We start from the raw sequence: 26453 nt of genomic DNA, 5'->3' as shown, positions 1-26453 counted from the left end.
GCCACAGGCAGCGCGACGGGCTCTGCGGATCGCCTCGACAGACGCACGGACATGCCGCCGATAGTGCGCACTCGTGCCGATGACAGCGCTTGCGTGTCTGCGCGACCATGCTCGAAGGGGCCGTGGTGGCGAAGCGGGCTGTGGGCCTTTCGGCGGCGTGTGCAACCAGACCCCGAGCCCGGAGGTCGTATTTGGTGAGGGTGCGGATGGGCCGCACGGATGGGCAGGGCCGCGATGACGAACGAAGGGTTCGTACGCGAGGTCTACCAGGCGTCCTACCGGCGGCTGGTCGTCCAGCTCGTCGGGCCGTGCGGTGGCGACGTTTCGGTGGCCGAGGAGGTCGTCCAGGAAGCTTTCGTCCGGGCGATCGCACAGGGAGCCAAGTTCCGCCGTGTTGACAACCCGGAGGCGTGGCTACGCCGCGTCGCGGTCAACATCGCGCGAAGCCGCTGGAAGCGGCTGAAGAGGTACGCCGGCCTGGCACCGCGGCTGGCCGGGCCGTCCACCATCCCCGACCTCTCCCCCGACCACGTGGCCCTGATGGCTGCACTCAAGCAGCTGCCACCGGCGCAGCGGGAGGCGATCGCGATGCACCATCTCGCCGATCTGCCGGTGCACGAGATCGCCGCTGCCCTCGACGTCCCGCCCGGGACCGTCAAGGCACGGCTTTCGCGGGGGCGCGCCGCCCTCGCCCAAGTCCTTTCGGACCGATCGGAGGTGCACCATGTCTGACCAGAAGCTACGTGAGCTGGGCGCCCACATCGAAGACTCCACCCCGATGCCTGCCTTCGACGACCTGGAACGCCGCGCCCGCCGACGTGTCGCGGTCCGCCGGACCGGAATCCTCGCTGCGGTAGTTGCTGTCGCGGTCGTGGCTGGTGTCGGCGTTACCCAGGTCGCCGATCGGGACCGACAGACAAGCCCGTCCCCGGTCGACCCCATCGAGCAGGAGATCGAGCAGGCGGACGACGTGTCCTGCCTGACCCCTAGGCCGAACTGCTTTGCCTCTATCCACGGATGGATTGTCTACAGCGATCCGGGGCGCTCCGGGATCTGGGCCGTGAACCCGGCAGCGCCCGACAGCCCCGAGCCATCCATCCAGGTGACTGATGGAGATGACGAAGAGCCCCTGGAGTGGTCGCGCGACGGCAAGAAGCTGCTGATCCGTCGGATCGTGCCGCGCTCCCCGGCCGAGCCCCTGGGCATGCCTCACGTCGAACTCGTGGTGCTGAACGCCGACGGAACCGAAAGGCGCATCGCGCAGGCGGACAGATTCCTAGACGGGTCCTTCTCTCCCGACGGCTCCCAGGTCATCTACTCCGGCTATGGCGAGGGTGGGATCCTCTCCGTCGATTCCGACGGAGGAACGCCCGAGATACTGCTACCCGCCGGGAACGAGGTGTACAACGCGGTGATCTCCCCCGACGGGACACGGATCGCGTACTTCACCGGCGCGGGTGACCACAGTCACATCCTGCGGGTGATGAAGTCAGATGGGACCGACATTCGGGTCGTGTCCGACGAGTGGAACGAGGCTGGGCACATCCGTGATCTGGCCTGGTCACCGGACGGCAGGCGGTTGATGGTCGCCGGCGATGTGGGGCAAGCGGGGATCTCGATCATTGGGGTCGACGGCTCGGGACTCACCCGGATCACCGGTGGAGGAGGCGCCGATGGATCAGACACCGGTGGAGGACTCCCCGCGTGGTCGCCGGACGGCGCCCGCATTTCCTTCACGCGGGGTGGCAGCCTTGTGATCGCCGACGCAGACGGCACGAACGCCACCGAGTTCAACCACGGCGTCTCCGGGCCCTGGAACCCACTCCCGCTCGATCACTGACCAGCCAGGCAGGCAGCGCAATCCGACACGAGGCATGCGCACACTCATGCCGCGATCCGCGCGGTCGCTGTGCCGCAAGCGGATCCCCTAACGGCCACCGTTCGTGGGGCGCCGGGACGAGCCACAGCGTCGGGCTCGCGACGCTCGCCTTGACAGTCACTCGCGGCGAAGTGATGCGCCAGGTTCGGTGCACCATGCTGCCCTGAGGGCTCGGTGAGAGCGACCGCGACCGCCCGCGCGATCTCGGGTCCCCGGTACCCGGCGACCTCGCCGCCGTGCCTAGCCGACCGCTCACCGTGACAGGATGTTCGCATGGCCTTCTCGGAGCTGCCGCCGTGGGCCGCTTGGCGCCACCACCCCGAACGTGTGGGCTTCGAGGTCGTGTTCGTGCAGCGCAGCAGCGACGGGTACCGCGTCCACGGCACCACGGCCGCCGTCGAGGACGGCGTCCCCCTCGTGGTCGAGTACCACATCGAGGTGGACGGCGGGTGGCGAACCCGTCGCGCCGAGGTGCGTAACATCTCCCGCGCAGGTCACGGCCGCGTTGTGCTGGAATCCGACGGTGCGGGTCACTGGACTGTCGATGGCATCCCCTCTCCCTGGCTCGACGGCTGCCCCGACGTCGACATCGAAACCTCGTGCTTGACCAACACCTTCCCGGTACACCGGCTCGTGCTGCCGGTCGGTGCGACCGCGACTGCCCCGGCGGCATATGTCCGCGGTGAGGACCTCAATGTCCAACGCATCGAGCAGGAGTACACCCGGCTGGAGGACGACGGCGGGCGGGAGCTCTTCGACTATGACTGCCCCACGTTCGACTTCGCCTGCCGGCTGACTTACGACCAACACGGACTCGTGCTGGACTACCCCCGCGTCGGTTCCCGCGTGGACTGACCCACCGGCCGCCCACCCCGGCACCGGCGATTAGACGCAGGGCTGTAGCGGCGGTGCGACACGCCGCGGTCGAACTCACAGCGGTTCAGGTCCCAGACATCGCTAGCTTGCAGACCTGCCCGCCCGAGCCGTGCGCCACAAGGCTGGGGACCGTCCGTGCGCGCGTTTGAACGCTCGGCTGAACGCCTCTTCCGCGTCGTATCCCACTCTGCGGGCGATCGCCGCGACCGTGGTGTCGGTGGTGGCCAGCAGGTCCTGCGCCACGTGCATGCGCCATTCGTTGAGATAGCGCATCGGCGAACGTCCGAGAACCTCGCGGAAGCGAGCGTCGAGCCGCGAGCGTGACACCCCGGCCTCGGCAGCAAGCTCGTCAACCGTCCATCGTCGTTCCGGAGCTACATGGATCGCGGCCATCGCGGGTCCGAGCAGGGGATCGCGTAGCCCGACGATCCAGCCGCGCTCCGCTGCGGGGGCCGTCGCGAGATGCATCCGGAGTGCCTCGGTGATGAGCAACTCGGGGAGCTTTGTCGATCGGCGGGACGGCGCCTTGCCTGACGACTCCTCCAGGGCATATGCGATGCTCGCGTCGAACCAGCTCCTTGCGGGCCCGTCCGCCGGCCGAACCACGAACACCGGGGGGAAAGCGGCCCTGCCCGGATCGAACAGCGGATCCTCTGAATAGAGGCATCCGCACACCACGTCCGTACGATCCCCGCCACCGCCATAGCGGAGGACCGGCATCCCGGTCCACGGCGGCGGTGGGACGATGCTGGCGATGTGCACAGGTGTCGTCGCCTCGACGCCGCCCATCGTGAACTCGTCGCCGTACGGCAGGACGATCACCTCGCCGGCGCTCGCCCAGTGGCGCTCGCCGCCCGGGAGCGCCCCCCAGCACCGCCCCGAAGCGATGACGTGGAACAGCACGAGACGCTCCGCCCCGGGGTGCATCATCGCGGCGAACTGCGGCCCGCCCCCTCCCTCGAACGTCCAGCTCTCCGAGAACTCGCATCGCATGAAGAGGGCGCCTTCGAGACGGAGCCGCTCAAGGGCCTGATCCAGCGCCTCCGGGTGCCCGGCGACTTCGGTCACGGGTGGACCCCCTGCCATTTCGGTCATCCATCTGGGTTTCGCGGTCATTCCTGATCGTGCGTGTGCCTTTACAGAATGGCGCTATCTCGCAACGCACGGAAGGAGCGAACGATGACTACCGACTCGACGCCAGCGGTTGGCTTCATGAACTACGCCGGGGAGCCTCCGAAGAACTACGAACGGTATTTCGTCCCGACCATTGGTGCGGCCTGGGCTACCGCTCTTCTCGAGGTGGCCGGGCTGAGCAGCGGTGAGCGGGTGCTGGACGTCGCGTGCGGCACGGGAGTGGTGACGCGGCGTGCGTCGGAGCTCGTCGGCCCGGAAGGCAACGTGGCGGGGTTGGACGTCAACCCGGCCATGCTCGCGGTGGCCCGGTCCGTGTCCCCGATCTCGATCGAGTGGCACGAGTCCAGCGCGGAGTCCATCCCGTGTCCGGACGCTTCGTTCGATGTCGTGACGTGCTCGCTGGGCCTACAGTTCGTGCCGGACCGATCTGCGGCCATGCGCGAGATCCACCGCGTGCTCGCCGCCGGCGGACGTGTCGCGATCGCGACTGTCGGTCCGACCCCCCCGGTCTTCGAGATCTTGGCGCAGGCCCTCGCCCGTCACGTGAGTCCGGAAGTGGCCGGATTCATGCGCCACACCTTCTCGCTGCACGAGCATCAGGAACTGCGCGACCTGGCGGAAGGTGCCGGTCTGCGATCGGTCTCGGTGGAGTCCAAGCCGCTGCGCGTCTTGCTTCCGCCGCCGAGCGACTTCCTGTGGCAGTACGTGCACAGCACACCGCTGGCCGGGCCGGTCGGGGAGATCGGCGACGACGAGCGTGCGGCGCTCGAGCGGGACGTCACGACCGCCTGGCACACCTTCCTCGATGGCGGTGCGCTCCGACTCGACGTCAATGCTGTATTGACCACTGCGCGGAAATGAACCAGCAGAGCCCGGCCGCACAGAACGGACCCGAGCAGTTCCATGCCAGCTTCCCGAGGCGTTCAGCTCAGTACGATCGATGTTCCTCTCGGGTGTCGGATGCCGGACAGCCGGCGCGTGAGGTTATGTCAGCGGTTTGAGGTCACCTCCACGAGACTGGCTCTCGCTTCGAGGCGTTGCCGTTGGATGGCGCGGTAGACCGTCGAGCGGCCGACGCCGAAGAGCTCGGCGACCTCGGCGGTGCTGTACTCGCCACTGTGCACCAGCGAGACCAAGCATGCTTCCTGGCGGCGGTGCAGTTTGGGGTGCTTGCCACGCAGCCTGCCTCTTCGCCTTGGCGACCTTCATACCCTCGCGGGTGCGGAGCCGGATCAGGTCGGACTCGAACTCGGCAACCATGGCGAGGACATTGAACAGCCGCTCGTCGACGATCGCTCGGGCGTCGGGCAGGGACCGGGCCAGTCGGTCGAGCTTGGTCACCACGAGGAGGTCGCCGGCGCGGCAGGCGGCGAGTGCCTCGCGTAGCCCGGGACGCTCTCGGTTGGTGCCGGTCAGGCCGTGATCGACGTAGATCCGCTCAGCCTCGACGCCCAGGCCGAGCAGGGCGTCGCGTTGACCGGTGAGGTCTTGTTGATCGGTGGAGCATCGGGCGTATCCGACAGGCAGCGCGCTCATGGCGCACCTCCAGAGCTGGGCCCGGCGTGCCGCAGGAAGCGGTCGGCTCGGGCATCGGGCAGTGCCCGACTCCGCCAGCACGCGCCTCCAATTGTGCGCCCTGCAAGAGGAGCAGCGGGCCGCAACGGGATGCCTCTACGGGCTGAGGGAACCCAAGGTTAGTCTGGGCGCTAGCCTCGAGGCTCATGGACCGAACCGTTGACACAGGGGCCTGAAACCATGGCCGACCTGAGCTCGCTGGCAGCGGCGGAGCGTCGCGACCTGTCCGACTACCTCGACAGCCTCACCGAGCAAGAATGGGAGCAGTCCTCGCTGTGCCCCGGATGGTCTGTGCGCGACGTGGCCGGACACTTGCCGAGCTACGACGAGCTGAGCTGGCCCGCAGTGCTGCTTCTGTTCGCCAGGTCGGGATTCTCGCTGGACCGCTGCAACCAGATCGGCGTCGAGCAAAGTCGCCGTCTCAGCACCGAACAACTCGTGGCGAGGATTCGCAACCACGCCGTCCCCCGCGGCATCACCGCGATGTTCGGCAGCGCCATCGCGCTAACCGACGGGATCGTCCATCATCAGGACATCCGCCGAGCCCTCGGCCATCCGCGGGCAGTGCCCGAGGAGCGACTCGTCGCAGCGCTGCAGTTCACTCCCCGCGCCAGGGCTTTACCGGCTCCGGCGAACGCCCGCGGCCTCCGGCTGGTTGCCACCGACGTCGCCTGGACCCACGGAGCCGGCCCCGTGGTGAGTGGTCCCGGGGAGGCCCTCTTGGTCGCCCTCGCGGGTCGATCACAAGGACTGGCAGACCTCAGCGGACCCGGTCTGGGCACCTTGGCGCAGAGGGTAGTAGGCAACAGCCGCGCACCGCAGTAGGAACGGCGTTCCGCTCGCATCGCGCCGGGTGAGAACAGCGCGCTGGCCAACCTCAACTGCGTCACAAGGGATCCTCTGCGGGACACCTGGAGAATCAGCGTTGCCCGCCGCTTTCGCCCTTCACTCCCCCGTTTGGGGTTGTGTGAGTGGTGGCTCGTCGGGCTCGACACCCAGTAGAGGTCTCGGTATCGGTGTGGGACGAAGTACACCGGCGAGGTGCGGGTGTACCCGTCCTCGTCGATCGTGCCGAGCACCAAGTAGCGGATCCGGTCCATCACGTTGCGGGCGGTCGCGGCCAGGGCGGGGCTGCGCTGTCGGAGGTCATGGGGCTGGGGCCCTCGGGCGGAGTCCTGCTGGGTCGGCGGGCGGTGTGCTGTGGCGTCATGGGGCCAGCGTCGTTGGTGGGTGTGGTGGGCGCCCCGGCCGGGAGGCGGTTCCGCGCAGAAGATCAGGCCGGGACGGAGAGCCCCTGCAGCCAGGCCCGCCAGGCGGGCTCCTCGCGCCGCACGTAGTCCGCCGCGTCGGCGGAGAACAGGTACGCCCGTACGCCCGCCGTCGCCTTGCCGTCGCCCTCGCCCCACGCGAAGACGCTGAGCATCCCGGGCACCGGCGCGGTGAGCCGGACCAGCGTCTGCCGCTCGCCGACACGCTCGACCGTGCCGGTGGCTCCGCGCACCTCGACCGTCGCGCCCTCGTCGCCCAGCCCGAGCGCGTCGTGCAGGGTCGACCAGAGCGCCTCCGCGTCGCCGGGGTGGGAGGCGGTGGCCTCCAGCAGCGTGGCCTCCTGGCCGGGGAAGTGCGACAGGTACAGGCGCAGGTTGTCGAAGAACGGCATCCAGTTGGCGCCCATGTCGTCCCAGAACTCCGACTCCCAGGCGGCGCCGGTCCCGAAGCCGCTGCTCGTGACCCGCACGACGCAGGTGCCGCCGGACTGCGCCTCGACGAGGAACTCCGACGTCAGCGGGCTGAGCGCATCCGGGTCCTTGCCCATGAGGGCGGCCCAGTCCTCCTCGTAGACGAGGCGGCGCGGCGGGTCCCAGCCGGTGACCTGGCCGTCCGAGCCCATCTCGGGGCCCATGGTGAAGTGCAGGGAGCCGCCCTCGCGCTCCTCCATCTCGGTCGGCAGGAACCAGGCGCTCATGCCCTTGGCGGTGGCGATGGCTTGCCAGACCTGCTCCGGGGTGCCCGGGACCTCGACGCTGAACTCCAGGCGGTAAGGGACGTTCGGGGTCGTGCTCATGCGCTCTCCTCAGGTAGTGGGTGGGCGGCAACGACGAGCCGGTGCGGGCGCCCGTCGTCGTGGTGGTAGCGAGCGGCCAGGTCGAGCACCGCGGCGGTCAGCTCGTCGGCGAAGGCAGCCCGGTCGGCGGCCGACCGGAAGCCGATCTGCGTGTCGATGGTCAGTGTCGGCAGGCGCTTGCCGGACGCGCCGGCCCGGCGCGCCAGGGCGCCGACCTCGCGCACCAGCCGGCCGGCCAGCGCGACGAGGTAGCCCGCCGACAGGTGGTCGGCGTTGGCGTCCGGGTCGGCCGCGGACGCGCTGACGGCCGCCGGCGACACGACGTACGACGCCGCCGACGCCTGCAGCACCCGCTCGGTGATGCCCCCGTGCCGGCGCTCCTCGGACAGCTCCACCAGGCCGTGCGCCTCGAGCGCCTTGAGGTGGTAGTTGACCTTCTGGCGCGGGATGCCGACCCGGGCGGCGAGCCCCGCGGCGGAGGCCGGGACGGCCAGCTCGCCGAGCAGCCGGGCCCGGACCGGATCCAGCGCGGCGGCGGCTGCCTCCGCGCTCTCGATGACCTCGACGTCCTGCATGACGCCACCGTGCCATTGACAAGAAATCTTGTCAATGGTGACGAGGACGTTGGAGGTGCGCACCTACGGCTGCCAGATGAACGTGCACGACTCCGGGCGCATCGCCGGCCTGCTCGCGCGGCGGGCTACGCCCGGGGCGCGGACGGCGCGCAGCCGGACGTCGCCGTGTTCAGCACCTGCGCCGTGCGCGAGAACGCCGACAACAAGCTCGACGGCAACCTCGGCCACTCAAGCCGGTCAAGGACCGCACGCCCAGGATGCCACCCCTCGACCGCTTCGTCGTCGTTTGCCGATCCTCTGCTGCGCCAAGTGCTGACCTTGCGCAACATCCGTGGCAGCCGGTTCGACACCGCGCTTGGCGGGCTCAACTACCAGATCGAGCACCACCTGTTCCCGAGCATGCCGCGGCCGAACCTGCGCCACGCCCAAGCCGTCGTGCGTGACTTCTGTGCTAGCCGAGGCGTCGTCTATACCGAGGTGTCTGCGTTCGAGTCCTACGCAGCGGGGTTGCGGCACCTTCACATGGTGGGGGCCGGTCTCCGAGCGCGTTCGAGGAGCTGATCGGCCAGGCCGCCATTGAACTATGTTGGCGTCAACCCGAAGATCAGGTGCGAAACCCCTGTGCCGTCGACGTAGGCAGCAGGTTTGGCCCGCTTCTTCAACCGGCGAAGCCGACGAATCGCAAGCACAGCTCATCGGCCTCGTGTACAGCACCACGGTGAACGCGTTGAGGTCGGCGTTTGCCGGGTGATTCGGCAGAACCGCGTCTTCGGAAGTTACGGAGCGTGATGAGCGGGACCAGACACGAAAAGATCGAACGCCCGCCAGTTGCTGCACAGGATCGTGTGCTTCCAGGCCCGGCCGGGAGGTGGGACAATCTGTTCCGCGGCGCCACGCTCGGTGTCGCGGACCAGAGGGCCCCTGCGATGGCAACCAGTGCCGGCGACAAGGCCGAACAGGCCGGCGACAGCGCGTCGCTGGAGGTGTTCGCCCGCGGCGGGTTGATCGCTTACGGCGTTGTACACCTCTTGATCGGCTGGCTGGCACTGCAGATCGCGTGGGGCACGTCGGCCAGCAAGAGTGCCGACCCCTCCGGGGCCCTGAGAACAGTGGCTGATCACCCCTTCGGCCAGGTCCTGCTGTGGCTGGTTGCGGTCGGCCTGGTGGCGCTCGCGCTGTGGCAGGCCAGTGAAGCCATCTGGGGCTATCACAACCGTGACGGTGCTAAGCGGGTCCGCAAGCAGGTCACCAGCACGGCCAAGGCCGTGATCTACGCTGCGCTGGGGTTCAGCGCAGCGTCGGTCGCCCTGAGTTCGGGATCGTCAAGCTCACAGTCCCAACAGGAAACCACCTCGGGTGTGCTGGCGTGGCCCGCGGGCCATGTGATCGTCGTCGTCACGGGGCTGATCATCATCGGCGTCGGCGTGGCCGGCGTAAGTAAGGGCGTGAAGAAGTCCTTCAGCGAGGAGATTGACACTTCGTCGATGCCCCGAGCTGCCCGTAAGGGCGTGGCGCGATTGGGCCAAGTCGGATACATCGCCAAGGGGGTGGCCCTGGTCCTGGTGGGGGGCCTGCTCAGCTATGCGACGCTGACCTTCGACCCGCAGGAGGCGCCAGGCCTGGACGGGGCGCTGCAGACGATCCTGGCGCAGCCGTTCGGGAGGTTTCTGCTCACGGCGGTGGCGCTTGGATTCTTGGCCTTCGGCCTGTTCGCGATGCTCCAGTCGCGATACCGCCGGATGTAACCCGGCTGCACCCCAGTGCACGGACGCCCAGGCTCCGCACGTCGGGAGCGGGTGCGCGGCCGACGACGCACGTCGCAGGTATCGAACAGGCGCGCACTCACGCTGCACCTCAAATCGTGGTCGGAAGCCGCGCAGTATGGGTCTGTGCCCATCACGGCTGTCACGAAACTGGCACAGGAACCGGGACGCGCCGTCCTCGCATCGGCCGGGTTTCTCACTCGCAACCGCCGATGCCCCCTTTACCGGATCTCGGTAGTTCCGGGCGCTTGCCGTTAGGCGAACCTGCTGCGGCAACGCTTCAGGTCAGGGAGCCCATCACGCTCCAGGCGTTCCGCAAGACCCGTCCGGTGCTTTATCCCGCAAAGGAACCTCATGTAGGGAGCCGAGGCAATCTCGCCCCCACCCAGCACCTGCGCGCGGCGGAACCCGGACGTTCAATCGCACCTACTGACGTCTGATATCGACGCAGGCGAGAGAAGCCGGGGCTGCCGGAGAGTGCGTACCGCCTGCACCCCACGAGCTCGTTGAGACGTCGTTTTCGCAGGTCAGCGGACTGAGGTCATCACTTCTACGACATCTGAGCCCGATACCCGCCTGACCTGCGGTTGGAGGTAACACCGTCCTCCGCAGTCCGCAGACAGTCCGCACGAGCCGCCATCACGTATCGATGGCGGCTCGTGTGCTTTCGCCACCGTCCGGCCACAGGCAAGCGCCGAGCAACGGACAGGGCGGAACCCCGGCCGGGTCTCCGCCTCCGCCGTAGACTGCGAATTGCCGACGGGCGTGGACGCAAGGCGGTGCCTCGCGGCCACTGTGACAAGCCGCTGTCGGAGGCCCAGCATGACGACGAACATCACCACCACAGCTCCGGGAGCCCTTCCGACCGAGCTCACGAGCTTCGTCGGTCGACGCCACGAGGTCGCTCTCGCACGTCGCGCGCTCGGCGAGAGCCGCCTGGTCACGCTCACCGGAGTGGGTGGCGTGGGCAAGACCCGCCTCGCTCTGCGCACGGCCATGGAGGTGCGGCGGCAGTTCGGTGACGGCGCGTGGTTCGTCGAGCTGGCCTCGTTGCAGGACCCGCTCCTGTTGCCGCATACGGTGTCGAAGGGGCTGCACATCAACGATGGCTCCGCCGATCCGACCGCTGATCTCGTCGATTGGTTGGAGCGCCGCCACCTCCTGCTGGTGCTCGACAACTGTGAGCACCTCGTCGAGGCGTGCGCGGACCTGGTCGGCAAGCTGCTCGCCGTATGCCCCGGCTTGCGGGTCATGGCCACCAGCCGGCAGGTGCTCGGTGTCAACGGAGAGCAGATCCTGCCGGTGCCACCGTTGTCCACACCGGGTTCCTCTGAGCCGCCGCTCGACGACGCCTCGCACTACGACTCGGTCGCGCTGCTCGTGGACCGCGCGAGAGCGGTCGTGCCGGACTTCGAGGTGACCCCACAGAACCGCGACATCCTCATCGATCTGTGCCGCCGGCTGGACGGGTTGCCGCTTGCCATCGAGCTGGCCGCGGTGTGGCTGCGGGTCCTCTCCCCGCCCCAGATCCTGGATCGGCTGGAGGACCGGTTCCACCTCCTCACCACAGGTGCGCGCGGCGGCATCCTGCGACAGCAGGCGCTGGACACGGCGGTCGCCTGGAGCTTCGACCTGTGCTCCCCCGCTGAGCAACTGCTGTGGGAACGCCTGTCTGTGTTCTTCGGGGGATTCAACCTCGGTGCGGCCGAAGCGGTCTGTCCAGGGGACGGGATCCCCCGCGACGACGTGCTCACGCTGCTCGCAGGGCTGGTGGACAAGTCGATCGTCGTCCGCGAGCAGAGCGACAGCCGCACAGCATCGTGGTACCGGATGCTCGAGACCATCAGGCAGTACGGCGCAGCGCGGCTGGCCGCGGCTGATCAGCTCCGCGAGTATCGAATGCGTCACCGTGACTACTACCGGAGCCTGGCGGCGCAGTTCGCAGACGAGTTCTTCACCTCCAAGGTGGCGGACTGGCTCGTCGACCTGCGACGGGAGCACGACAACATCCGCGCTGCGCTTGACTTCTGCCTCAACGAGCCGGGTGAGGCGGCGTCCGCGCTTGAGATCGCGGCCCCGCTCTGGAACTGGTGGCACACGCACTTCCTCCAGGAGGGATACCGCTACCTGCTCCGTGGGCTGGCGCTCGCGACCGAGCCCACGTCCACTCGCGCGTACGCCCTGTTCGCCACCGCCAACGTGGCTATCCACCTGAGTGAGTTCGACCGCGCACTCGCCATGCTGACCGAGGCCGGCACGCTCGCGGAACGGCTCGGCGACGAGGTGATGGCGGCCCGGGTCAGGCAGTGTCAGGGCCACGCCCTGGTGCACAGCGGCCATCCCGCCGAGGCGATTCCCCTGCTCGAAGAGGCGCTCAACGATGCCCAGCGACTCGGTCAGCCACGGGAGGAATGCCGGAGCCTCCTCCTGCTGTCCCTGGCGGCGGGCCTCCTCGGTGACGAGCGGGACCAGCAGCTGGCCCGACGCACCGTGGAGCTCGCCGAGCAGCACGGGGCAAAGGCGTCGCAGGCGTGGGGGCTGTGGGGGCTCGGCCTGGCGCAGTGGCGAGTCGGTGAGTACGCCGGCGCGCGCGCGTCGCTCCGGGCTGGACTTCGCATGTTCCAGGCGATGGAGAACTTCAACGGCGGCAGCTTCTGCGTCCAGGGCCTGTCGTGGTGCGCCGCCTTCTCCTCTCCGGACGAGGACGCGGCACGTCTCCTCGGCGCTGCCCAAGCCGTCTGGCGCAGCATCGGGGGCAACGTTTCGCAGGAAATGTACCGGCAGTGGGACGAGCGCTCCGAAGAGCTGCTTCGAGACTCGATCGGCGACGCCCGGTTCGAGTCGGCGTTCGCCGAGGGCGCCTCGTACGACCTGGACCAGGCGATGGCCACGGCGTTCGCCGAGTCCCGCGGCACTCGTGGCCCCTCCCCTCAAGGACAGAGAGCGAGGCCGTCCGTGCCCGGCGGGCTGACCCGCCGCGAATGGGAGATCGCCCAGATGCTTGCCGAGGGATTGAGCAACAAGGAGATAGCCGAACGGCTGGTCATCTCGCGTCGCACCGCGGAGACCCACGTCGAGCACATCCTCACCAAGCTTGGCTTCAGATCCAGGACACAGGTGAGCGCGTGGGTCACCGATCAGCGCACCGGTGACGCGTCGTGAAGCGCAGCAGCGTGTTCAAAAGGCGGTGTAGCCGCCGTCGACGGGGAGGACTGCTCCGGTGATGTAGGACGACTCCGACGACGCAAGGAACAGGACGGCGTTGGCGACCTCTTCAGGGGTGGCAAGTCGCTGGAGCGGGATCTGGGACTCGCGCTGGCGGCGGTAGGCCTCGGGGTCGGACCGGCGCTGGAAGGACGCGTCAATGACCGGGGTCGCGGTCAGACCGGGCGCGACCACGTTGACCCGGATGTTGCGCGGGGCCCACTCGATCGCCGCGCCCTTGGCGAGCATGATCAGGCCGCCCTTGGCCGCGGAGTACAGCACCTCCCCCGGCATGCCGACCATGCCGAGCCGGGAGCCGATGAGGACGAAGGAGCCCCCCGCCTCGGGCATCAGCGGCGCGAAGTGCTTCATCACCAGGAACGAGCTGAGCAGATTGCTGTGCAGCACGTTCTTCGCGTCCTCGTACGCCATCTCGGACAGCGGGCTGCTGGCCTGCAGACCGTGGTTGAGGACGACCACGTCGACGGACCCGAAGGACTCGGCGGCCTGCTCGGCCAGGCGGGCAACGAACCCCTCGTCGTTGAGGTCCCCCGGGACGTACAGGTCGTCGGGCTGCGCGGTGTCGAGCTGCTCCCGCCGACCGGTCAGCAGCAGCCGGGCGCCCTCGCGGCGGAAGTGCGAGCTCACCGCCTCGCCGATCCCGCTGCTAGCGCCGGTGACCAGCGCGGTGACCTTCTCGAGTCTCATCTGTAGGTTCTCCATTGGGTGGGGGTGGATTCATGGGGGAGTCGTCGTACGACGGTCAGCTGAGGAGCCCGCGGGCGGCGACCGGCCAGCGCTCCAGCATCGTGCCCTCGGTGTCGGTCACGAGCAGCTCCTCGAAGCTGGCCACAACTGGGCATACGTGGTTGGGCACCACCGGGACCACCGTGCCGACGCTCGGACGCGGTTCGCCGCCGGGCACGGCCAGGAACCCGTGGTACTCGTTGAGCTTGGCCAGCACCGCCTTCTTACCGGCGATCCCGCCGTACCCGATCTCCAGGTTGCCCTCGCGGCCCATGGCCTTGGTGCCGACGTCGAGGATGACCTGGTCGGGGACCCAGTCGCTGACCACGGTCGCGGCCACGAACAGCGCGATCTGGTCCTCCTCGCACGCACCCAGCCGGGTGTTGTTCAGGTCGCAGAAGACGTACTCCCCGGGACGGATCTCGGTGATCACGCCGCCGGTCGCGAACGCCACCGTCGGCGTCGAGCCCGCGCTGACCACCTCGGCGGTGATGCCGACGCCGTCGAAACTGCGCACTGCGGCACCCAGCGCGGCCTCCTGGTCCCGCGCCGCCTGCTCACGGACGCCCGGACCCGCGCTGCCGTGCCCGGGATAGGTGTAGACCCCCACCGGCACCAGACCGCGGTTGCGCGCCGCCCGGGCCAGGTCCCCCGCAGCCTCCGGCGGGGCCCCGGACCGGCGGGCGCCACAGTCGACCTCGACCACCACCTGGAGCCGGTCCGGCTCCTCCCCCATCGCCTCGGCCAGTGCGTCGATCGCGGCGGCGTTGTCCACCCCCACCCGCATCCGGGCGGTCTGCGCGAGCCGGCGGATCCGCTCACTCTTGGTCCCCGAGGGCCAGACCGGATAGGCCAGGAAGATGTCGTCGAACCCCGCGCCGGCGAACACCTCGGCCTCACCGACGTTGCCGGCGGTAATCCCCACCGCCCCCGCCTCCAGCTGGCGCCGGCCGACCTCGATGCACTTGTGCGTCTTCACGTGCGGGCGCACGTCCAGACCGTGCTCAGCGGCGAAGGCCTGCATCCGGTCGATGTTGCGCTGCATGACGTCGGCCAGCACGATCGGCATGGGCGTGTCCACCCGGTCGACCAGGCGGTTGAGTACTCGTTGAAGCCGGTGCACGGTGCACTCCTCGAACTCTGAAGCGGGGGTGATTTGAACGGCCTACGCGGCCGTGCAGACCATCTGGATCTCGACCGGGGTGTTCAGCGGCAGGCCGGCCACACCGATGGCGGTGCGAGCGTGCCGCCCGTTCTCCCCGAGCACGTCGACAAGCAGGTCACTGGCCGCGTCCGCGACCTTCGACTGCAGACCGAAGTCGGGTGGGCTGGCCACGAAGACCAGCATCTGCACAATCCTGACGCGGTCCAGGCCGCCCACCGCATCGGCGGCGACAGCGAGGCAGTTGAGCGCAGCATGACGCGCCAGCTCACGACCGGTCTCGAGGTCGACGTCCCGGCCCACGATGCCCTGGCCCAGGAGCACGCCGTCCTTGAAGGGCAGCTGACCCGCCACGTAGACACTCGAGTCAACGCTCCGGTGGTGCAAGAAATGCGGGTTCTCACCGACGACCGGCAGCTCCAGGCCGAGAGCCTGGAGCCGCTCCGTCGCCGAACCGCTCCTAGTGGAAATCTCAGTCATCTGTTTCCGGTCTCCTTGTCAGCTGCCGAGAGCGAGCTCGGCGGTGAGGACGTAGTAGTCCAGCGGATGCGGCTGGAAGCTCGCGACGTCGGCCTGGATGCCCAGACGGCGCTCTCGTGGATGTGAAGACGCTGGCGGCCTCGCTCTGGAGCTTGGCGGCGAGCTCCTGGCAGGCCGCGTAAGCACTCGATGCCGCCCGCTTCCAGAATCACCTGGTCGGCGACAACCTCGTTTGTCGATTGTCGACCATACACCACCACAGTCTCTTGTCAACATGCTGGTTGGCGCCGTCCCCCTGGGCTCAAGCGTTCCCGGCAGGCGCGTTACCGAGGTCCTCGGTGCCGGCTCTCAGCGCGGACTGGAAATGGCGTGCCAGCTCCCGTCGGAACGCCTCCACGTCCCCCTCCAGCGCGACCGCAGCCAACCTTTCGTGCTCGTCGGCGATGTCGTGCAGGTCGCTGTAGGAGCGATGGTCGACCGAGAGGTACAGGCGCAGCTTGGTCTCCCAACCCGCCCAGAGGCCGCGCAGGACGCCGTGTCCCGAGAGGTCGTAGAAGAGCCTGTGGAACTGGAGGTGGGCATCGATGCTGGCCGGGATGTCGTTCTGCTCCGTCGCCCGATGAAAATCGCTGATCGTCTGGGTCAACCTGGACCGCTCGGGACCGCGCAGCGCCTCGAGGGCCAGTTCCCCGGCGTACGGCTCAACGAGCAGGCGGATCGAGGCGATCTCCGCGACGTCCTGAGCGCTCACCTCCACCACGAACGCCCCGCGGAACGGGATCTTCACGATCAGGCCCTCCTCCTCGAGCCTGCTCAGTGCCTCGCGCAGGGGCGAGCGGCTGACCCCGAGGTCCTCCGCGATGTCCCTCTCGCGCAGTTGTCCACCAGGAGGGACGGTGCCATCGAGGATGGCTGCCCGCAGCACGCGGTACACACCCTCCGGGGTCGTAGTCCGTTCCAGCCCTCCGAGCTTGGGGTTCATCGCGCCGCCGCCTTTCCTGGTCGTTTGTCGACCATACCGCGGGCCCCGGGCTCCCCCGGGGCATCCCCGCCGCGAACACCCGCGAAATTCCCGGCCGAGTCAGTGGCGCACCCTCCCCTCAGGGACGCGGCAGGCCGAAGAGGACGGGGAGGTCGGCGATGTCGGTGATCCGCTCGTAGCCGAGCCAGTGCTCATCGTGCTCGAAGCCCCGGTCGACGTACACCTTGTTCTCGATGCCCATGAGCGCCGCCGGGCGGTGGTCGTACATCGGGCTGGCCGAGACGTGCACGAGCTCGTCGGGCGTCACACCGAGCTTTTTGAACATGTACTCGAACGCACCGAGCCGCGGCTTGTAGGCGCCCATCTCCTCGGCGCTGATCACGACCTCGAACGGGGCCTCCAGGTTCTTCGAGAGGCGCTCGGCGTGCGCGGTGTCGCTGTTGGTGATGATCACCAGCGGGACCGCCTCGGCCAGCCGGTTCAGCGCCTCGGTCACGCCCGGGTAGGGGCCCCAGGTGGGGACGATCTCGTAGACCGCCCGCGCGTCCTCCTCGCGGTACTCCAGGCCGACCCAGCGCGAGGCGCGCTCCATGGAGCGGGCGACGATCTGGTGGAACGGCTTGTAGTCGCCCATGCACTCGTCGATCCGGTACGCCTTGCAGATCCGCAGGTACTCCTCGGCGAGCTCGGCCGGCAGCCGGTCGCCCAGGACCTCACGCATCGCGTCGTTGATGCTGAACTTGATCAGCGTCCCGTTCATGTCGAACGTCACGAACTTCGGCTTCACATCGAATCCCACGGGTCCTCCTGGTTGCTCAGGCGAGCGGCTTCGAACCGCTCTGGTCGATTGTCGACCATACGTGTATCGTGGTCGACTGTCAACAAGTTCCCCGGGTCCGGCCGCGACTCCCCCGTAGCGCTGTTTGCCCCGTCCCTCGGTGGCCATCGCTGGCCTCCCGAGCCCATGTGAGGAGTACGCATGAAGTTCACGTCCTACTGGCTCGACACCGCGCCCAAGGGTTCCCCGGAGCGGGCGAAGACCACTGTGGCGGGGCACACCGACGTGGCCGTCATCGGCGGTGGCCTGACCGGTGTCGTGGCGGCGCTGCATCTCGCTCGACGTGGAGCACGGGTGCACCTGTTCGAGCAGCACACGGTCGGTTTCGGCGCCTCCGGTCGCAACGGCGGCATGGCGACCACCGGTATGTCGATCGGCATCCGGGGCGCAGTGGCCAAGATGGGCTTCGACAAGGCGGCGTCGTTGTACCGCACGTACGGCCAAGCGGTTGACCTGATCGAGGAGCTCGTCACGGAGGAGGGCATCGACTGTGACTTCGCGCGCCCCGGCAAGCTGATCCTTGCTTCCAAGCCGGCGCACCTCCAGGGATTCGAGAAGACCGCCGAGCTGTTGAACACGCGCCTGGGGTCGGACACGCAGCTGGTCCCGAAGGCGGAGCTGCGTCGCGAGATCGGATCGGACGTCTTCCACGGGGGGATGGTCGACTCGAAGAGCGCCAGCCTCCACGTGGGCAAGTACCTCCGGGGACTCGGCGAAGTAGCAGAGCGCGCCGGCGTGACGATCCACGAGGAGGCCCCGGTGTTGAAACTGACCAAGCTCGGCTCCGGTCACCAGCTCGAGACCCCTCGAGGCCGGATTACGGCGAATCAGGTGCTCTTGGCAACGGGCGCGTACACGCGCCGGCCGTTCCGCTGGCACCAGGTCCGCATCGCCCCTGTCGGCAGCTTCATCATCGCAACCGAACCGCTCGACGCGAGCGTGTGCGACGACCTGCTGCCCACCCGACGGGTGGCCTCGGACTCCAAGAACCTGCTGAACTACTTCCGCATCACCCCCGACAACCGCCTGCTGTTCGGCGGCCGAGCACGGTTCGCGATGTCCAATCCGCAGTCCGACGAAAAGAGCGGCAAGCTCCTCCGCGACGCCATGGTGCACGTCTTCCCCCAGCTGTCCGACGCCAGGATCGACTACTGCTGGGGAGGTCTGGTCGACATGACCCTCGACCGCATGGTCAAGGCCGGTCAGCACGACGGCGTCTACTACTCCATGGGTTACGCCGGGCACGGAGTCCAGATGGCCACGTACATGGGCCGCCAGATGGCCGAGTACATGTCCGGCGCTCCCGAGGCGAACATCTGGCGCGACTTCGAGTTCCGTCGCATCCCCGGACACTTCGGTCCGCCCTGGTTCCTGCCCGCCGCCGGCGCCTACTACAAGTTCAAGGACCGCGTGAGCTGAGTCCCTGTCGCGACAGACACATCCCCCACCACGAAGGACCACCATGAACAGCTTCGACGAATTCGAGCGTGCCCTCGGTCGCATGACCACCACGAACATCTTCGACGAGATCCAGCGGGCCCTCGGGCCGATCCCACTCGGCCCGGTCGTAGGCGGCAAGCCGCTCGACGGGGACGGGGTGATCCCGGTCGTGGACCCGGCCACCGAGGAGGTCATCACCGAGATCGCCAACGGCACCGTGGCCGAGGCCATGACAGCCGTCGGGGTGGCACACCAGGCGCAGGACGCCTGGGCCGAGCTCAGCCCCCGGTCGCGCAGCGAGATCCTGCGTCGCGCGTTCGACCTCATGACCCAGCGAGCAGAGGCCCTGGCCCGGCTCATCGTGCTGGAGAACGGGAAGGCCCTCCCGGACGCGCGGAGCGAGGTCGCGTACGCCGCGGAGTTCTTCCGCTGGTACGCCGAGGAGGCCGTGCGCCTGGGCGGCGTGGTCGAGCACGCTCCGGCTGGGACGAACAAGATCATGGTCCTGCGCCAGCCGATCGGCGTCTCCCTCCTCATCACACCGTGGAACTTCCCGGCTGCCATGGCTACCCGCAAGATCGGGCCGGCGCTCGCGGCCGGGTGCTCGGTCATCCTCAAGCCGGCATCCGAGACGCCTCTGACCGCACTCGCGATCGTGGCGATCCTTGCCGAAGCCGGCGTACCGGACGGCGTCGTCAACGTCGTTCCGTCGACCCGGTCCAACGACCTCAGCTCGGCACTGCTCGACCACCCCCTGGTGCGCAAGGTGTCCTTCACCGGATCGACCGAGGTCGGACGCGTCCTTCTCGAGCACGCCTCCCGTACCGTCGTCAGCGCGGCCATGGAGCTCGGCGGCAACGCGCCCTTCGTCGTGCTCCCCGACGCCGACCTGGACGAGGCCGTCGCCGGCGCCTTGGTGGCGAAGCTCCGCAACGGCGGCTCCGCTTGCACTGCGGCCAACCGGTTCATCGTGCACGCCTCGGTTGCCGACGAGTTCACCCAAAGGTTCGCGGAGGCCGTGCGCTGTCTCCCCGTGGGCCCCGGCCTCGACCAGGCGACCAAGGTCGGGCCGCTGGTGAACGCGAAGACCCGCGACAAGGTCGCCGAGCTGGTCCAGTCGGCGCTCGATGCGGGCGCCAACCCGGTCACCGGCGGGTCGGCCCCCGACCGGGTCGGGTACTACTACACCCCGACGGTGCTGGGCGGCGTCCCTCAGGACGCCCACATCCTGTCCCAGGAGATCTTCGGACCCGTCGCCCCGGTGGTCGCGTACGACGACATCGACGACGCCGTTGCCCTGGCCAACAACACCGAGTACGGCCTCGTCTCGTATGTGTACACGCGCGACCTTCGCACCGGCCTGCGGGTCGCCGAGCGCCTCGACAGCGGCATGGTCGGCCTGAACCGACCGGTTGTCTCGGATCCCGCGGCCCCCTTCGGCGGCACCAAGCAGTCGGGCCTCGGCCGCGAGGGCGGGCACGAGGGCATGCTGGAGTTCACCGAGAGCAAGTACGTCGCCGTGGAGTGGTGACCTCCGTTGCTCGGGGACCACTACCCGTCCGGCTGACCCAGCTCCTGGAACAGCGTCAAGTGGATGCCGGCCGGCGCGTGCAGCCGTGAGTTCAGGGAGTCCCAGGGCGTGCGGGTGGGCGGCGCGATCTGCGCCGCCCCACCCTCGACCGCGTCGTGGGTGCTCGCCTCGCAGTCGTCGACCTCCAGCGCGACCCGAAGGTGCGGCGCCACCCGTCGTCCGACCTCGACCCGGTCGATCAGCTCGACCTGGGCGTCGTTGGCGAGCTCGAGCGTGGCACGGCCGACGTCGAGGATGGTGACATGGGCGCCGCCGTCGCTCGCGTACTCCTCCGCGACCGGCGCCCCGAGCACATCCCTGAAGAAGTGCACCGCCTGCTCGTAGTCGCTCGCATGGACGACCAGCCGCAGCTGTCGGATCCTGCTCACGACGCCACGTCCCGCTCGGCGCACTGCCGGTGCAGCTCGCGCAGCTCGTCGGCAAGCTCGAGGGCCGGTCCGGCGACGGGCAGGCCGGGGGCCACGTCGTTGATCGGCAGCGGCGCCACCGGTCCGGCCGGCAAGCCCCAGCCGTGCCGCCACTCGGTGAGCTGGGCGGTCGAACCCGCGTACACGATCCGGCCGAGCCCTACCCAGGCGTGGCCGGCCGCGCACATCGGGCAGTGTTCCCCCGAGGTGTAGACGGTGCAGGCCGGCCGCACCTCCGGCGCCACGTGCGCCGCCGCCCAGCGGGCCAGCTCGAGCTCGGGGTGGCGGGTCTGGTCGCCGCCGGCAGTGCGGTTGCGGTCCTCGCGCAACACTGCGCCCTGGGGGTCTACCAGCACCGACCCGAAGGGCTCGTCGCCGTCGGCGAGCGCCTCGCGGGCGAGGTCGACACAGCGACGGAGGTGGGTCAGGTCCTGAGAGGTCAGTTCCGGCAGCTCGTCCATCCGCCGACACTAGGACGTCAGGGTCGGGCTGTCAGCGGGAGACGCGGGGATCGGCCTGCAGCCGGGCCACGATGTCCTCGCGCAGAGCCCTCTTGTCGATCTTCCCGACCTTCGTCTGGGGCAGCGCGTCGACCACCACCAGGTGCTCGGGGAGCTTGTACGCCGCGATCTGGCGGGCCTGGAGCGCCTCACGGACGCCGGCGAGGTCCAGCCCGGACGCCTCGCGGCACACGACGTACACACAGACCCGCTCACCGAGGTCGCTGTCCGGCATCGCCACCGCGGCGACCTGCTCCACGTCGGGGATCAGGTAGACCAGGTTCTCCACCTCTTCGGCCGAGATCTTCTCCCCGCCGCGATTGATGAGGTCCTTGTCGCGTCCCGCGACGACGAGGTTGCCGGTGGCGTCCCAGACACAGATGTCGCCGGAGCGGTACCACCCGTCCGCGGTGAAGGCACGCGCGTTGTGCTCGGCCGCCCGGTAGTAGCCACGCGGCGTGTAGGGCCCGCGGGTCAGCAACGCTCCGGGTGTGCCGTCGGGCACCGCACGGTCGAGCTCGTCGACGAGCAGCACCTCGTCTCCCGGGGACATCGGTCGGCCCTGGCTGCAGCAGATGACGTCGTCGGGATCGTCGAGCCGGGTGTAGTTGAGCAGTCCTTCGGCCATGCCGAAGACCTGCTGCAGCGTGCACCCGAGGACCGGGCGGACCCGCCTGGCGACCTCGTCGACGAGCCGCGAGCCGCCCACCTGGAGCACCCGCAGCGTCGCCAGCTCGTCGGCCCCCACCGCGGCCGCGTGGTCGATCCACTTCTGCGCGACGGCAGGCACCGCGGCGGTGTGGGTGACGCCTTCGCGGGCGATGGTGGCGAAGGCCTGCACGGGCTCGGGGCTGTCCAGCATCACCACGGTGCCGCCGACCAGCAGCGCGCCCAGGAGGCCGGGGCAGGCCAGCGGGAAGTTGTGTCCCGCCGGCAGCGCCACGAGGTAGACGGTGCCCCTGTCGAAGCCCGAGACCGACGCCGCGCACTTCGCGTTGTAGACGTAGTCGTTGTGGGTCCGGGCGATCAGCTTGGGCAGGCCCGTGGTCCCACCCGACAGCAGGAACACCGCCACCTCGTCCGGTGCCGGCTGCTCGGCGTCCCACCGGGCGCGGTCCTCTCCGCTGCCGTCGGACTGGGCGAGCAGCGAGCGCAGGTCGACCGCACCTTCGGCCGTGTCACCGGCAACGAGGACCCTCTCGAGGGACGGCACCGCGGCGACCAGCTCCGTCGCCAGTGCCTGGTGGTCGAAGCCGCGGAACGAGTCGGGTACGGCGATCGCGGTGGCCTCGGCGTGGTTCGCGAGATACTCCAGCTCGTGGCGGCGGTGGCCCGGCAGCGCCATCACGGGCACCACGCCGGCCCGCAGGCACGCGAGCGTCAGGACCACGAACTCCCAGCCGTTGACCAGCTGCACCAGCACGCGGTGCCCGGGCTCCAGGCCGAGCGCCGCCAGCCGGGTCGCAGCGGCGTCCGCGCGGTCGACCAGCTCGGCGTAGCTGAGCCGCAGGTCACCGTCGACGAGCGCGGCGGCGTCGGGCGTGCGATCGGCCTGCTCCCACAGGTGCGAGCCCAGGGCGCGGTTCTCCCAGTAGCCGGCGTCGACGTACTGCGCGGCGACATCGGCGGGCCACGGAACGACACCCTCAATGATGGGGCTGACCATCGGTACTCCTCGTGGTGATGACGGCATCGAGGGCGACGAGCCCGTGCCGGGTGATGCGAAGTGGGTTGATCTCGATCTCGTCGAGGTGCGCGTGGTCGACCAGCAGCTGCCCGAGCGCGGCCAGGACTGCGGTGAGCTCGTCGACGTCGACGGCCGGGCCTCCCCGCCAGCCGCGGAGCACCGCGGCACCGGCGAGCTGGTCGACGAGCGCGGACCCGTCAGCCGCCGAGAGCGGTACGCCAGCGATGGCGACGTCTGCCAGCGCTTCCGCGATGGTGCCGCCGAGCCCGAGCAGGACGACCGGCCCGAAGACAGGGTCACGGCGAGCGCCCACGATCAGGTCGACACCTGCCGGGGCCATCTCCTCGACGAGCACCCGGGTGGCGCCGATCCCGGCCAGCGCGGTAAGTGCGGCGTCGAGGTCGGCCCGGTTGCGCACCCCGAGGTGCACGCCCCCGATGTCGGTCTTGTGCAGGACGGCTGCGTCGAGGATCTTCACCGCCACGGGACCGGCGAGCTCGTCGAGGGCACGTCCGGCGGACTCCATCGAGTCGAAGGCACGGCGACGGGGCGTGGTGACCCCGATCGCGTCGAGCAGCTGTTTGGCGTCGTCCTCGTCCCAGCTGGTGCGCCCTGCGACGTGGAAGGCCGCGCCGACGGCGGGAACGTCCGGCGTCGCCGGCGCGGCAGCTCGGTGGCGGGCCCGGGCGTCGGTGACGAGCGCCCGCACGCCCACGGCGAGTCCGGTGGGTCCGTCGTGGACCGCGATGCCGTCGGCGATCAGCTTGTCCCGCTGGGGCTGGGTCTCGGTCTCGACACCGCCGGTGGCGAGCGCGAAGGTCCGCCCTGGTCCGGTGAGGGCGCGGAGCGTCACCGCGAGGTCGACCGCGTCCGGTTCGGAGAGGGCGTAGACCGCGACAAGGTCCGCACCCGGGTCGTCGGCCGCCGCGGCGAGCACCTCGTCGAAGGTGTCGCCCGGACGGCCGGTGTCGACCGGGTTGGCCTGATAGGTCATAGGCGGCAGGAGATCGCCGAGCCGCTCCTGGGTGGCCTGGGTGAGCGCCGGCATGGCGACGCCGGCGGACCGCAGGTCGTCCATGACGAGCAGCCCCGGACCGGCCTGCGCGGTCACCAGCACGACCCCCGGCTCGGCCGACGGCGCGAGGCGGCTCTGCGAGAGCTGTCCGACCGCGGAGACCAGCTGGCGTTCGTCGTCGACGAGCACGGCTCCGGCCTGGGCGAGCAGGGCCCGGGTGGTCCGCCAGGCGGTGGCCAGGGCCCCGGTGTGGGACCTGGCGAAGTCGCCGACGTCGGCCCGACCCACGACCAGGGCGACCACGGGCTTGACGCCGGCCGCGCGGCGTACGGAGGCCAGCAGGCGTGGGCCGTCGGCGACCGCCTCGATGTGCAGGGCGATGGCCGTGGTGTCGGGATCATCGGCGAGGTGGTCGAGCACGTCCGCGGTGCTGACGTCAACGGCGTTCCCGAGGCCGACCGCGATAGAGACGCCGTACCCGGCGGAGGCGAGCAGGAACGCGAGCGCGTGGTTGACGCCACCGCTGGCCGCCACAACGCCCACCCCACCCGCGGGAACGGTGCCGGCGCCGGGGACGAAGGTGGCGTGGATCTGGCGGTGCGGCGCGAGGAATCCCGACGTGTTCGGACCGAGCAGCCGGACGCCGTGCCGCGCGGCCACCGCGGCCAGCTCGGCCTGGAACCCGGCACCGGTGTCGTCCACCTCGGCGAAGCCGCCGGCACAGACGAGGGCGGCCGAGACGCCGACCGCGGCGGCCCGCTCCAGGGCGCCGGGGCACAGGGGCGCGGGGATGCAGAGGACGGCGAGGTCGATCGGCCCCTGGCCGGCCTCGAGCGCGGCGGCGACCGAGGGGTACAGACCGTCAGCCGGAGAGCTGAGTCGCTCGTTGACGCCGACCACGGGGCCGTCGAAGCTCGACAGCGACCGCATCATGACCGAGCCCATCTTGGCCGGGTCAGCGGAGGCACCGACGACCGCGACGCCGCGGGGCGCGAACAGCCTGGTGAGATCATTCATCGCACGCCCTCCCCTGCCACCAGGTCGGCCCGCCCGGCGAGGACGAGGGTCTCCACCACGTCGTCGGTGGCGTCGGGCAGGACCAGCAGCGTCGGAACGCCGCGACCGAGCCGCGACTCCTCGGAGAGCTGGATCCGGCAGAGCGGGGAGCCGCCGCGGACCACCACCAGGTCCGGCTTGTCGGCGAGACCGTCGTGCAGTGCCACTCGCGCCTCGGCCAGGCCGGACTCCTCCGGAGGGGCGCTCACCTGCAGCAGGCGCAGCCCGGACTCCGCGACCTGGTCGAGGGCGACCCGGCGGCCGGCGAAGGTGCAGATGCCGATGGTCAGCGGGCTGGCGAGCACCCCGGCACCATGGGCAGCGGTCCAGGCCCGCCGTGCGCCGGCGACGAAGCCGGGGTCCCGACGTGCGAGCTTCTCGGCCCCGATGCTGCGGCTGAGGAAGTGGAAGGCGAACTGCCACGGCTCCAGTGTGTCGTGGTAGCGGCCGAAGTGCTCCCACCAGGAGAGGCTGGGGCGGGCCGAGCACTGGATCCGCTCCACGGGCGGCCGGGCGGCGGACTCGTAGGCCGCGAGCGCACCGGGGACGTCGTCCGGGTGGTCACCCAGAGCTGTGGCGAGCGCGATCGCGTCCTCCATCGCCATCTTGGTGCCCGATCCGACCGAGAAGTGCGCGGTGTGCGCGGCGTCGCCGAGCAGGGCGACGTTGCCATGGGTCCAGCGGGCCGCGCGGCGAGTGCGGAAGTTGGCCCAGCGGGAGTTGTTGACCACCAGCGGATGACCGTCGATCTGCTCGGCGAAGAGCTTCTCGAGGTACTCCTTCGACCTCATGTCGCTCGCGCCCGGCGGCTGGGTGACGTCGAAGTCGTCCAGGCCGGCCCGGCGCCACGTCTCCTCGTCGGTCTCGACGATGAACGTGCTCAGCCCCGGTGCGATCGGGTAGCCGTGCACCGCGAACACGCCGTGCTCACCGCGCACGTGCACGAAGGTGAGACCGTCGAAGGAGTACGTCGTCCCGAACCAGATGAACTTCGCCGTGGCGGTCTCGTACGACGGCTCCAGCCGGTCGGCGAGCCGTTCGCGGATCCTCGAGTTCGCGCCGTCGCAGGCGACGACGAGGTCGTAGTCGTCGAGGTCCTCGAGGTCGACCTCGGTGGAGAACCGGAGGTCCACGCCGGCCGCGGTCGCCCGCTCCTGGAGGAGCTGGAGCAGGGTCTTGCGGACGATCGCGGTCATGCCGTTGCCACCGCACGAGAAGGTCTCTCCCTTGAGACGGACCTCGATGTCGTCCCAGTGCATCCCGAACTCGTCGAGTGCGGTGCGGAGCACGGGGTCGGCGGCGTTGATTCCGGCGAGGGTGGCGTCGGAGAAGACGACCCCGAAGCCGAAGGTGTCCTCGGCCCGGTTGCGCTCGAAGACGGTGATGTCGGCCTCGGGGTGGGCCTGCTTCGCCAGCGCGGCGAAGAAGAGCCCGCCGGGGCCGCCGCCGACACAGGCGATGCGGAGGTTCATGTCAT

24 protein-coding genes and 1 pseudogene are annotated in these 26453 nt (G+C 69.6%); 11 read left to right on the top strand and 14 right to left on the bottom strand.

Annotation, left to right across the window (positions count from 1 at the left end; genetic code table 11):
- The first annotated feature begins 234 nt into the window (after window positions 1-234).
- The 3 genes from DDE18_RS15090 (at window position 235) to DDE18_RS15080 (ending at window position 2734) form a co-directional block, all read left to right on the top strand.
- Window positions 235-732 (top strand): RNA polymerase sigma factor, encoded by a 498-nt coding sequence (locus tag DDE18_RS15090; RefSeq protein WP_116573251.1) that lies wholly within the window; start codon window positions 235-237, stop codon window positions 730-732.
- Window positions 725-1840, top strand: coding sequence for a TolB family protein (locus DDE18_RS15085; protein ID WP_116573079.1), 1116 nt, complete (start codon window positions 725-727; stop codon window positions 1838-1840). The genes DDE18_RS15090 and DDE18_RS15085 overlap by 8 nt, the downstream gene beginning before the upstream one ends.
- Before the next feature lie 312 nt (window positions 1841-2152).
- Window positions 2153-2734 carry a putative glycolipid-binding domain-containing protein gene (locus DDE18_RS15080; RefSeq protein WP_116573078.1) on the top strand — a complete coding sequence of 194 codons (582 nt, stop codon included), beginning with the start codon at window positions 2153-2155 and terminating at the stop codon, window positions 2732-2734.
- Between the two features lie 102 nt (window positions 2735-2836).
- On the opposite strand, the gene DDE18_RS15075 is transcribed toward DDE18_RS15080, so the two are convergent.
- Window positions 2837-3823, bottom strand: coding sequence for an AraC family transcriptional regulator (locus DDE18_RS15075; protein ID WP_245916731.1), 987 nt, complete (start codon window positions 3821-3823; stop codon window positions 2837-2839).
- A 111-nt stretch (window positions 3824-3934) separates the two neighbouring features.
- Between DDE18_RS15075 and DDE18_RS15070 the strand changes: the two genes are divergently transcribed.
- Window positions 3935-4750: a class I SAM-dependent methyltransferase gene (locus DDE18_RS15070; RefSeq protein WP_165821181.1), complete on the top strand. Its 816-nt coding sequence runs from the start codon at window positions 3935-3937 to the stop codon at window positions 4748-4750.
- 123 nt (window positions 4751-4873) lie between these two features.
- Here the strand turns inward: DDE18_RS15070 and DDE18_RS24270 are convergent, their stop codons facing one another.
- Complete coding sequence (locus DDE18_RS24270) at window positions 4874-5425, bottom strand: recombinase family protein (protein WP_425437572.1); 552 nt, start codon at window positions 5423-5425, stop codon at window positions 4874-4876.
- Between the two features lie 219 nt (window positions 5426-5644).
- Between DDE18_RS24270 and DDE18_RS15060 the strand changes: the two genes are divergently transcribed.
- Window positions 5645-6289 (top strand): maleylpyruvate isomerase family mycothiol-dependent enzyme, encoded by a 645-nt coding sequence (locus DDE18_RS15060; protein WP_116573075.1) that lies wholly within the window; start codon window positions 5645-5647, stop codon window positions 6287-6289.
- 448 nt (window positions 6290-6737) lie between these two features.
- Here DDE18_RS15060 and DDE18_RS15055 read toward each other — a convergent pair whose 3' ends face one another.
- The gene (locus DDE18_RS15055) at window positions 6738-7529 is read right to left on the bottom strand and encodes an SRPBCC domain-containing protein (RefSeq protein WP_116573074.1); all 792 of its coding nucleotides are present in this window, start codon (window positions 7527-7529) and stop codon (window positions 6738-6740) included.
- Window positions 7526-8104: a winged helix-turn-helix domain-containing protein gene (locus DDE18_RS15050; protein WP_116573073.1), complete on the bottom strand. Its 579-nt coding sequence runs from the start codon at window positions 8102-8104 to the stop codon at window positions 7526-7528. Before DDE18_RS15050 ends, DDE18_RS15055 begins: the two co-directional genes overlap by 4 nt.
- A 34-nt stretch (window positions 8105-8138) precedes the next feature.
- Here DDE18_RS15050 and DDE18_RS23710 point away from each other — a divergent pair.
- The 4 genes and pseudogenes from DDE18_RS23710 to DDE18_RS15035 all read left to right on the top strand — a co-directional run.
- Window positions 8139-8362, top strand: a pseudogene (locus tag DDE18_RS23710) (tRNA (N6-isopentenyl adenosine(37)-C2)-methylthiotransferase MiaB); the annotation flags it as partial.
- Between the two features lie 39 nt (window positions 8363-8401).
- Entirely contained in the window at window positions 8402-8665 is a 264-nt protein-coding gene (locus DDE18_RS15045; RefSeq protein WP_342748954.1) for a fatty acid desaturase family protein, read from the top strand.
- 365 nt (window positions 8666-9030) lie between these two features.
- Entirely contained in the window at window positions 9031-9849 is an 819-nt protein-coding gene (locus tag DDE18_RS15040) for a DUF1206 domain-containing protein (RefSeq protein ID WP_116573249.1), read from the top strand.
- 840 nt (window positions 9850-10689) lie between these two features.
- Window positions 10690-13029 (top strand): ATP-binding protein, encoded by a 2340-nt coding sequence (locus tag DDE18_RS15035; RefSeq protein WP_116573072.1) that lies wholly within the window; start codon window positions 10690-10692, stop codon window positions 13027-13029.
- Window positions 13030-13044: 15 nt separating this feature from the next.
- Here DDE18_RS15035 and DDE18_RS15030 read toward each other — a convergent pair whose 3' ends face one another.
- The 5 genes from DDE18_RS15030 to DDE18_RS15010 all read right to left on the bottom strand — a co-directional run bounded on the left by DDE18_RS15030 (window position 13045) and on the right by DDE18_RS15010 (window position 17241).
- Window positions 13045-13779: an SDR family NAD(P)-dependent oxidoreductase gene (locus tag DDE18_RS15030; RefSeq protein ID WP_116573071.1), complete on the bottom strand. Its 735-nt coding sequence runs from the start codon at window positions 13777-13779 to the stop codon at window positions 13045-13047.
- A 55-nt stretch (window positions 13780-13834) separates the two neighbouring features.
- The gene (locus DDE18_RS15025; RefSeq protein ID WP_116573070.1) at window positions 13835-14941 is read right to left on the bottom strand and encodes an alanine racemase; all 1107 of its coding nucleotides are present in this window, start codon (window positions 14939-14941) and stop codon (window positions 13835-13837) included.
- A 42-nt stretch (window positions 14942-14983) separates the two neighbouring features.
- Window positions 14984-15460 carry a RidA family protein gene (locus tag DDE18_RS15020; protein ID WP_116573069.1) on the bottom strand — a complete coding sequence of 159 codons (477 nt, stop codon included), beginning with the start codon at window positions 15458-15460 and terminating at the stop codon, window positions 14984-14986.
- Between the two features lie 301 nt (window positions 15461-15761).
- On the bottom strand, window positions 15762-16442 hold the full coding sequence (locus DDE18_RS15015) for a GntR family transcriptional regulator (protein ID WP_116573068.1): 681 nt from the start codon (window positions 16440-16442) through the stop codon (window positions 15762-15764).
- 118 nt (window positions 16443-16560) lie between these two features.
- On the bottom strand, window positions 16561-17241 hold the full coding sequence (locus tag DDE18_RS15010) for a haloacid dehalogenase type II (protein ID WP_116573067.1): 681 nt from the start codon (window positions 17239-17241) through the stop codon (window positions 16561-16563).
- Between the two features lie 180 nt (window positions 17242-17421).
- Here DDE18_RS15010 and DDE18_RS15005 point away from each other — a divergent pair, with 180 nt between their 5' ends.
- Window positions 17422-18699, top strand: coding sequence for an NAD(P)/FAD-dependent oxidoreductase (locus DDE18_RS15005; protein ID WP_116573066.1), 1278 nt, complete (start codon window positions 17422-17424; stop codon window positions 18697-18699).
- Between the two features lie 82 nt (window positions 18700-18781).
- Window positions 18782-20251 carry an NAD-dependent succinate-semialdehyde dehydrogenase gene (locus tag DDE18_RS15000; RefSeq protein WP_116573248.1) on the top strand — a complete coding sequence of 490 codons (1470 nt, stop codon included), beginning with the start codon at window positions 18782-18784 and terminating at the stop codon, window positions 20249-20251.
- Window positions 20252-20271: 20 nt separating this feature from the next.
- Here DDE18_RS15000 and DDE18_RS14995 read toward each other — a convergent pair whose 3' ends face one another.
- From DDE18_RS14995 to DDE18_RS14975, 5 genes are read right to left on the bottom strand one after another with little or no spacing between them, the layout of a single operon-like run.
- Complete coding sequence (locus tag DDE18_RS14995; protein WP_245916729.1) at window positions 20272-20679, bottom strand: VOC family protein; 408 nt, start codon at window positions 20677-20679, stop codon at window positions 20272-20274.
- On the bottom strand, window positions 20676-21179 hold the full coding sequence (locus DDE18_RS14990; RefSeq protein ID WP_116573065.1) for a nucleoside deaminase: 504 nt from the start codon (window positions 21177-21179) through the stop codon (window positions 20676-20678). Before DDE18_RS14990 ends, DDE18_RS14995 begins: the two co-directional genes overlap by 4 nt.
- Before the next feature lie 31 nt (window positions 21180-21210).
- Window positions 21211-22884: a (2,3-dihydroxybenzoyl)adenylate synthase gene (locus DDE18_RS14985; protein WP_116573064.1), complete on the bottom strand. Its 1674-nt coding sequence runs from the start codon at window positions 22882-22884 to the stop codon at window positions 21211-21213.
- Entirely contained in the window at window positions 22865-24937 is a 2073-nt protein-coding gene (locus DDE18_RS14980) for an acetate--CoA ligase family protein (RefSeq protein ID WP_116573063.1), read from the bottom strand. Before DDE18_RS14980 ends, DDE18_RS14985 begins: the two co-directional genes overlap by 20 nt.
- Entirely contained in the window at window positions 24934-26448 is a 1515-nt protein-coding gene (locus DDE18_RS14975) for an FAD-dependent monooxygenase (protein ID WP_116573062.1), read from the bottom strand. The genes DDE18_RS14980 and DDE18_RS14975 overlap by 4 nt, the downstream gene beginning before the upstream one ends.
- Window positions 26449-26453 lie beyond the last annotated feature (5 nt).

Origin of the sequence: Nocardioides gansuensis, from assembly GCF_003076135.1 — a bacterium.
GTDB classification, from domain to species: Bacteria; Actinomycetota; Actinomycetes; order Propionibacteriales; family Nocardioidaceae; genus Nocardioides; species Nocardioides gansuensis.
Note: the sequence above shows the minus strand (reverse complement) of the source record. Positions and strands in the feature narration are given on the sequence as shown.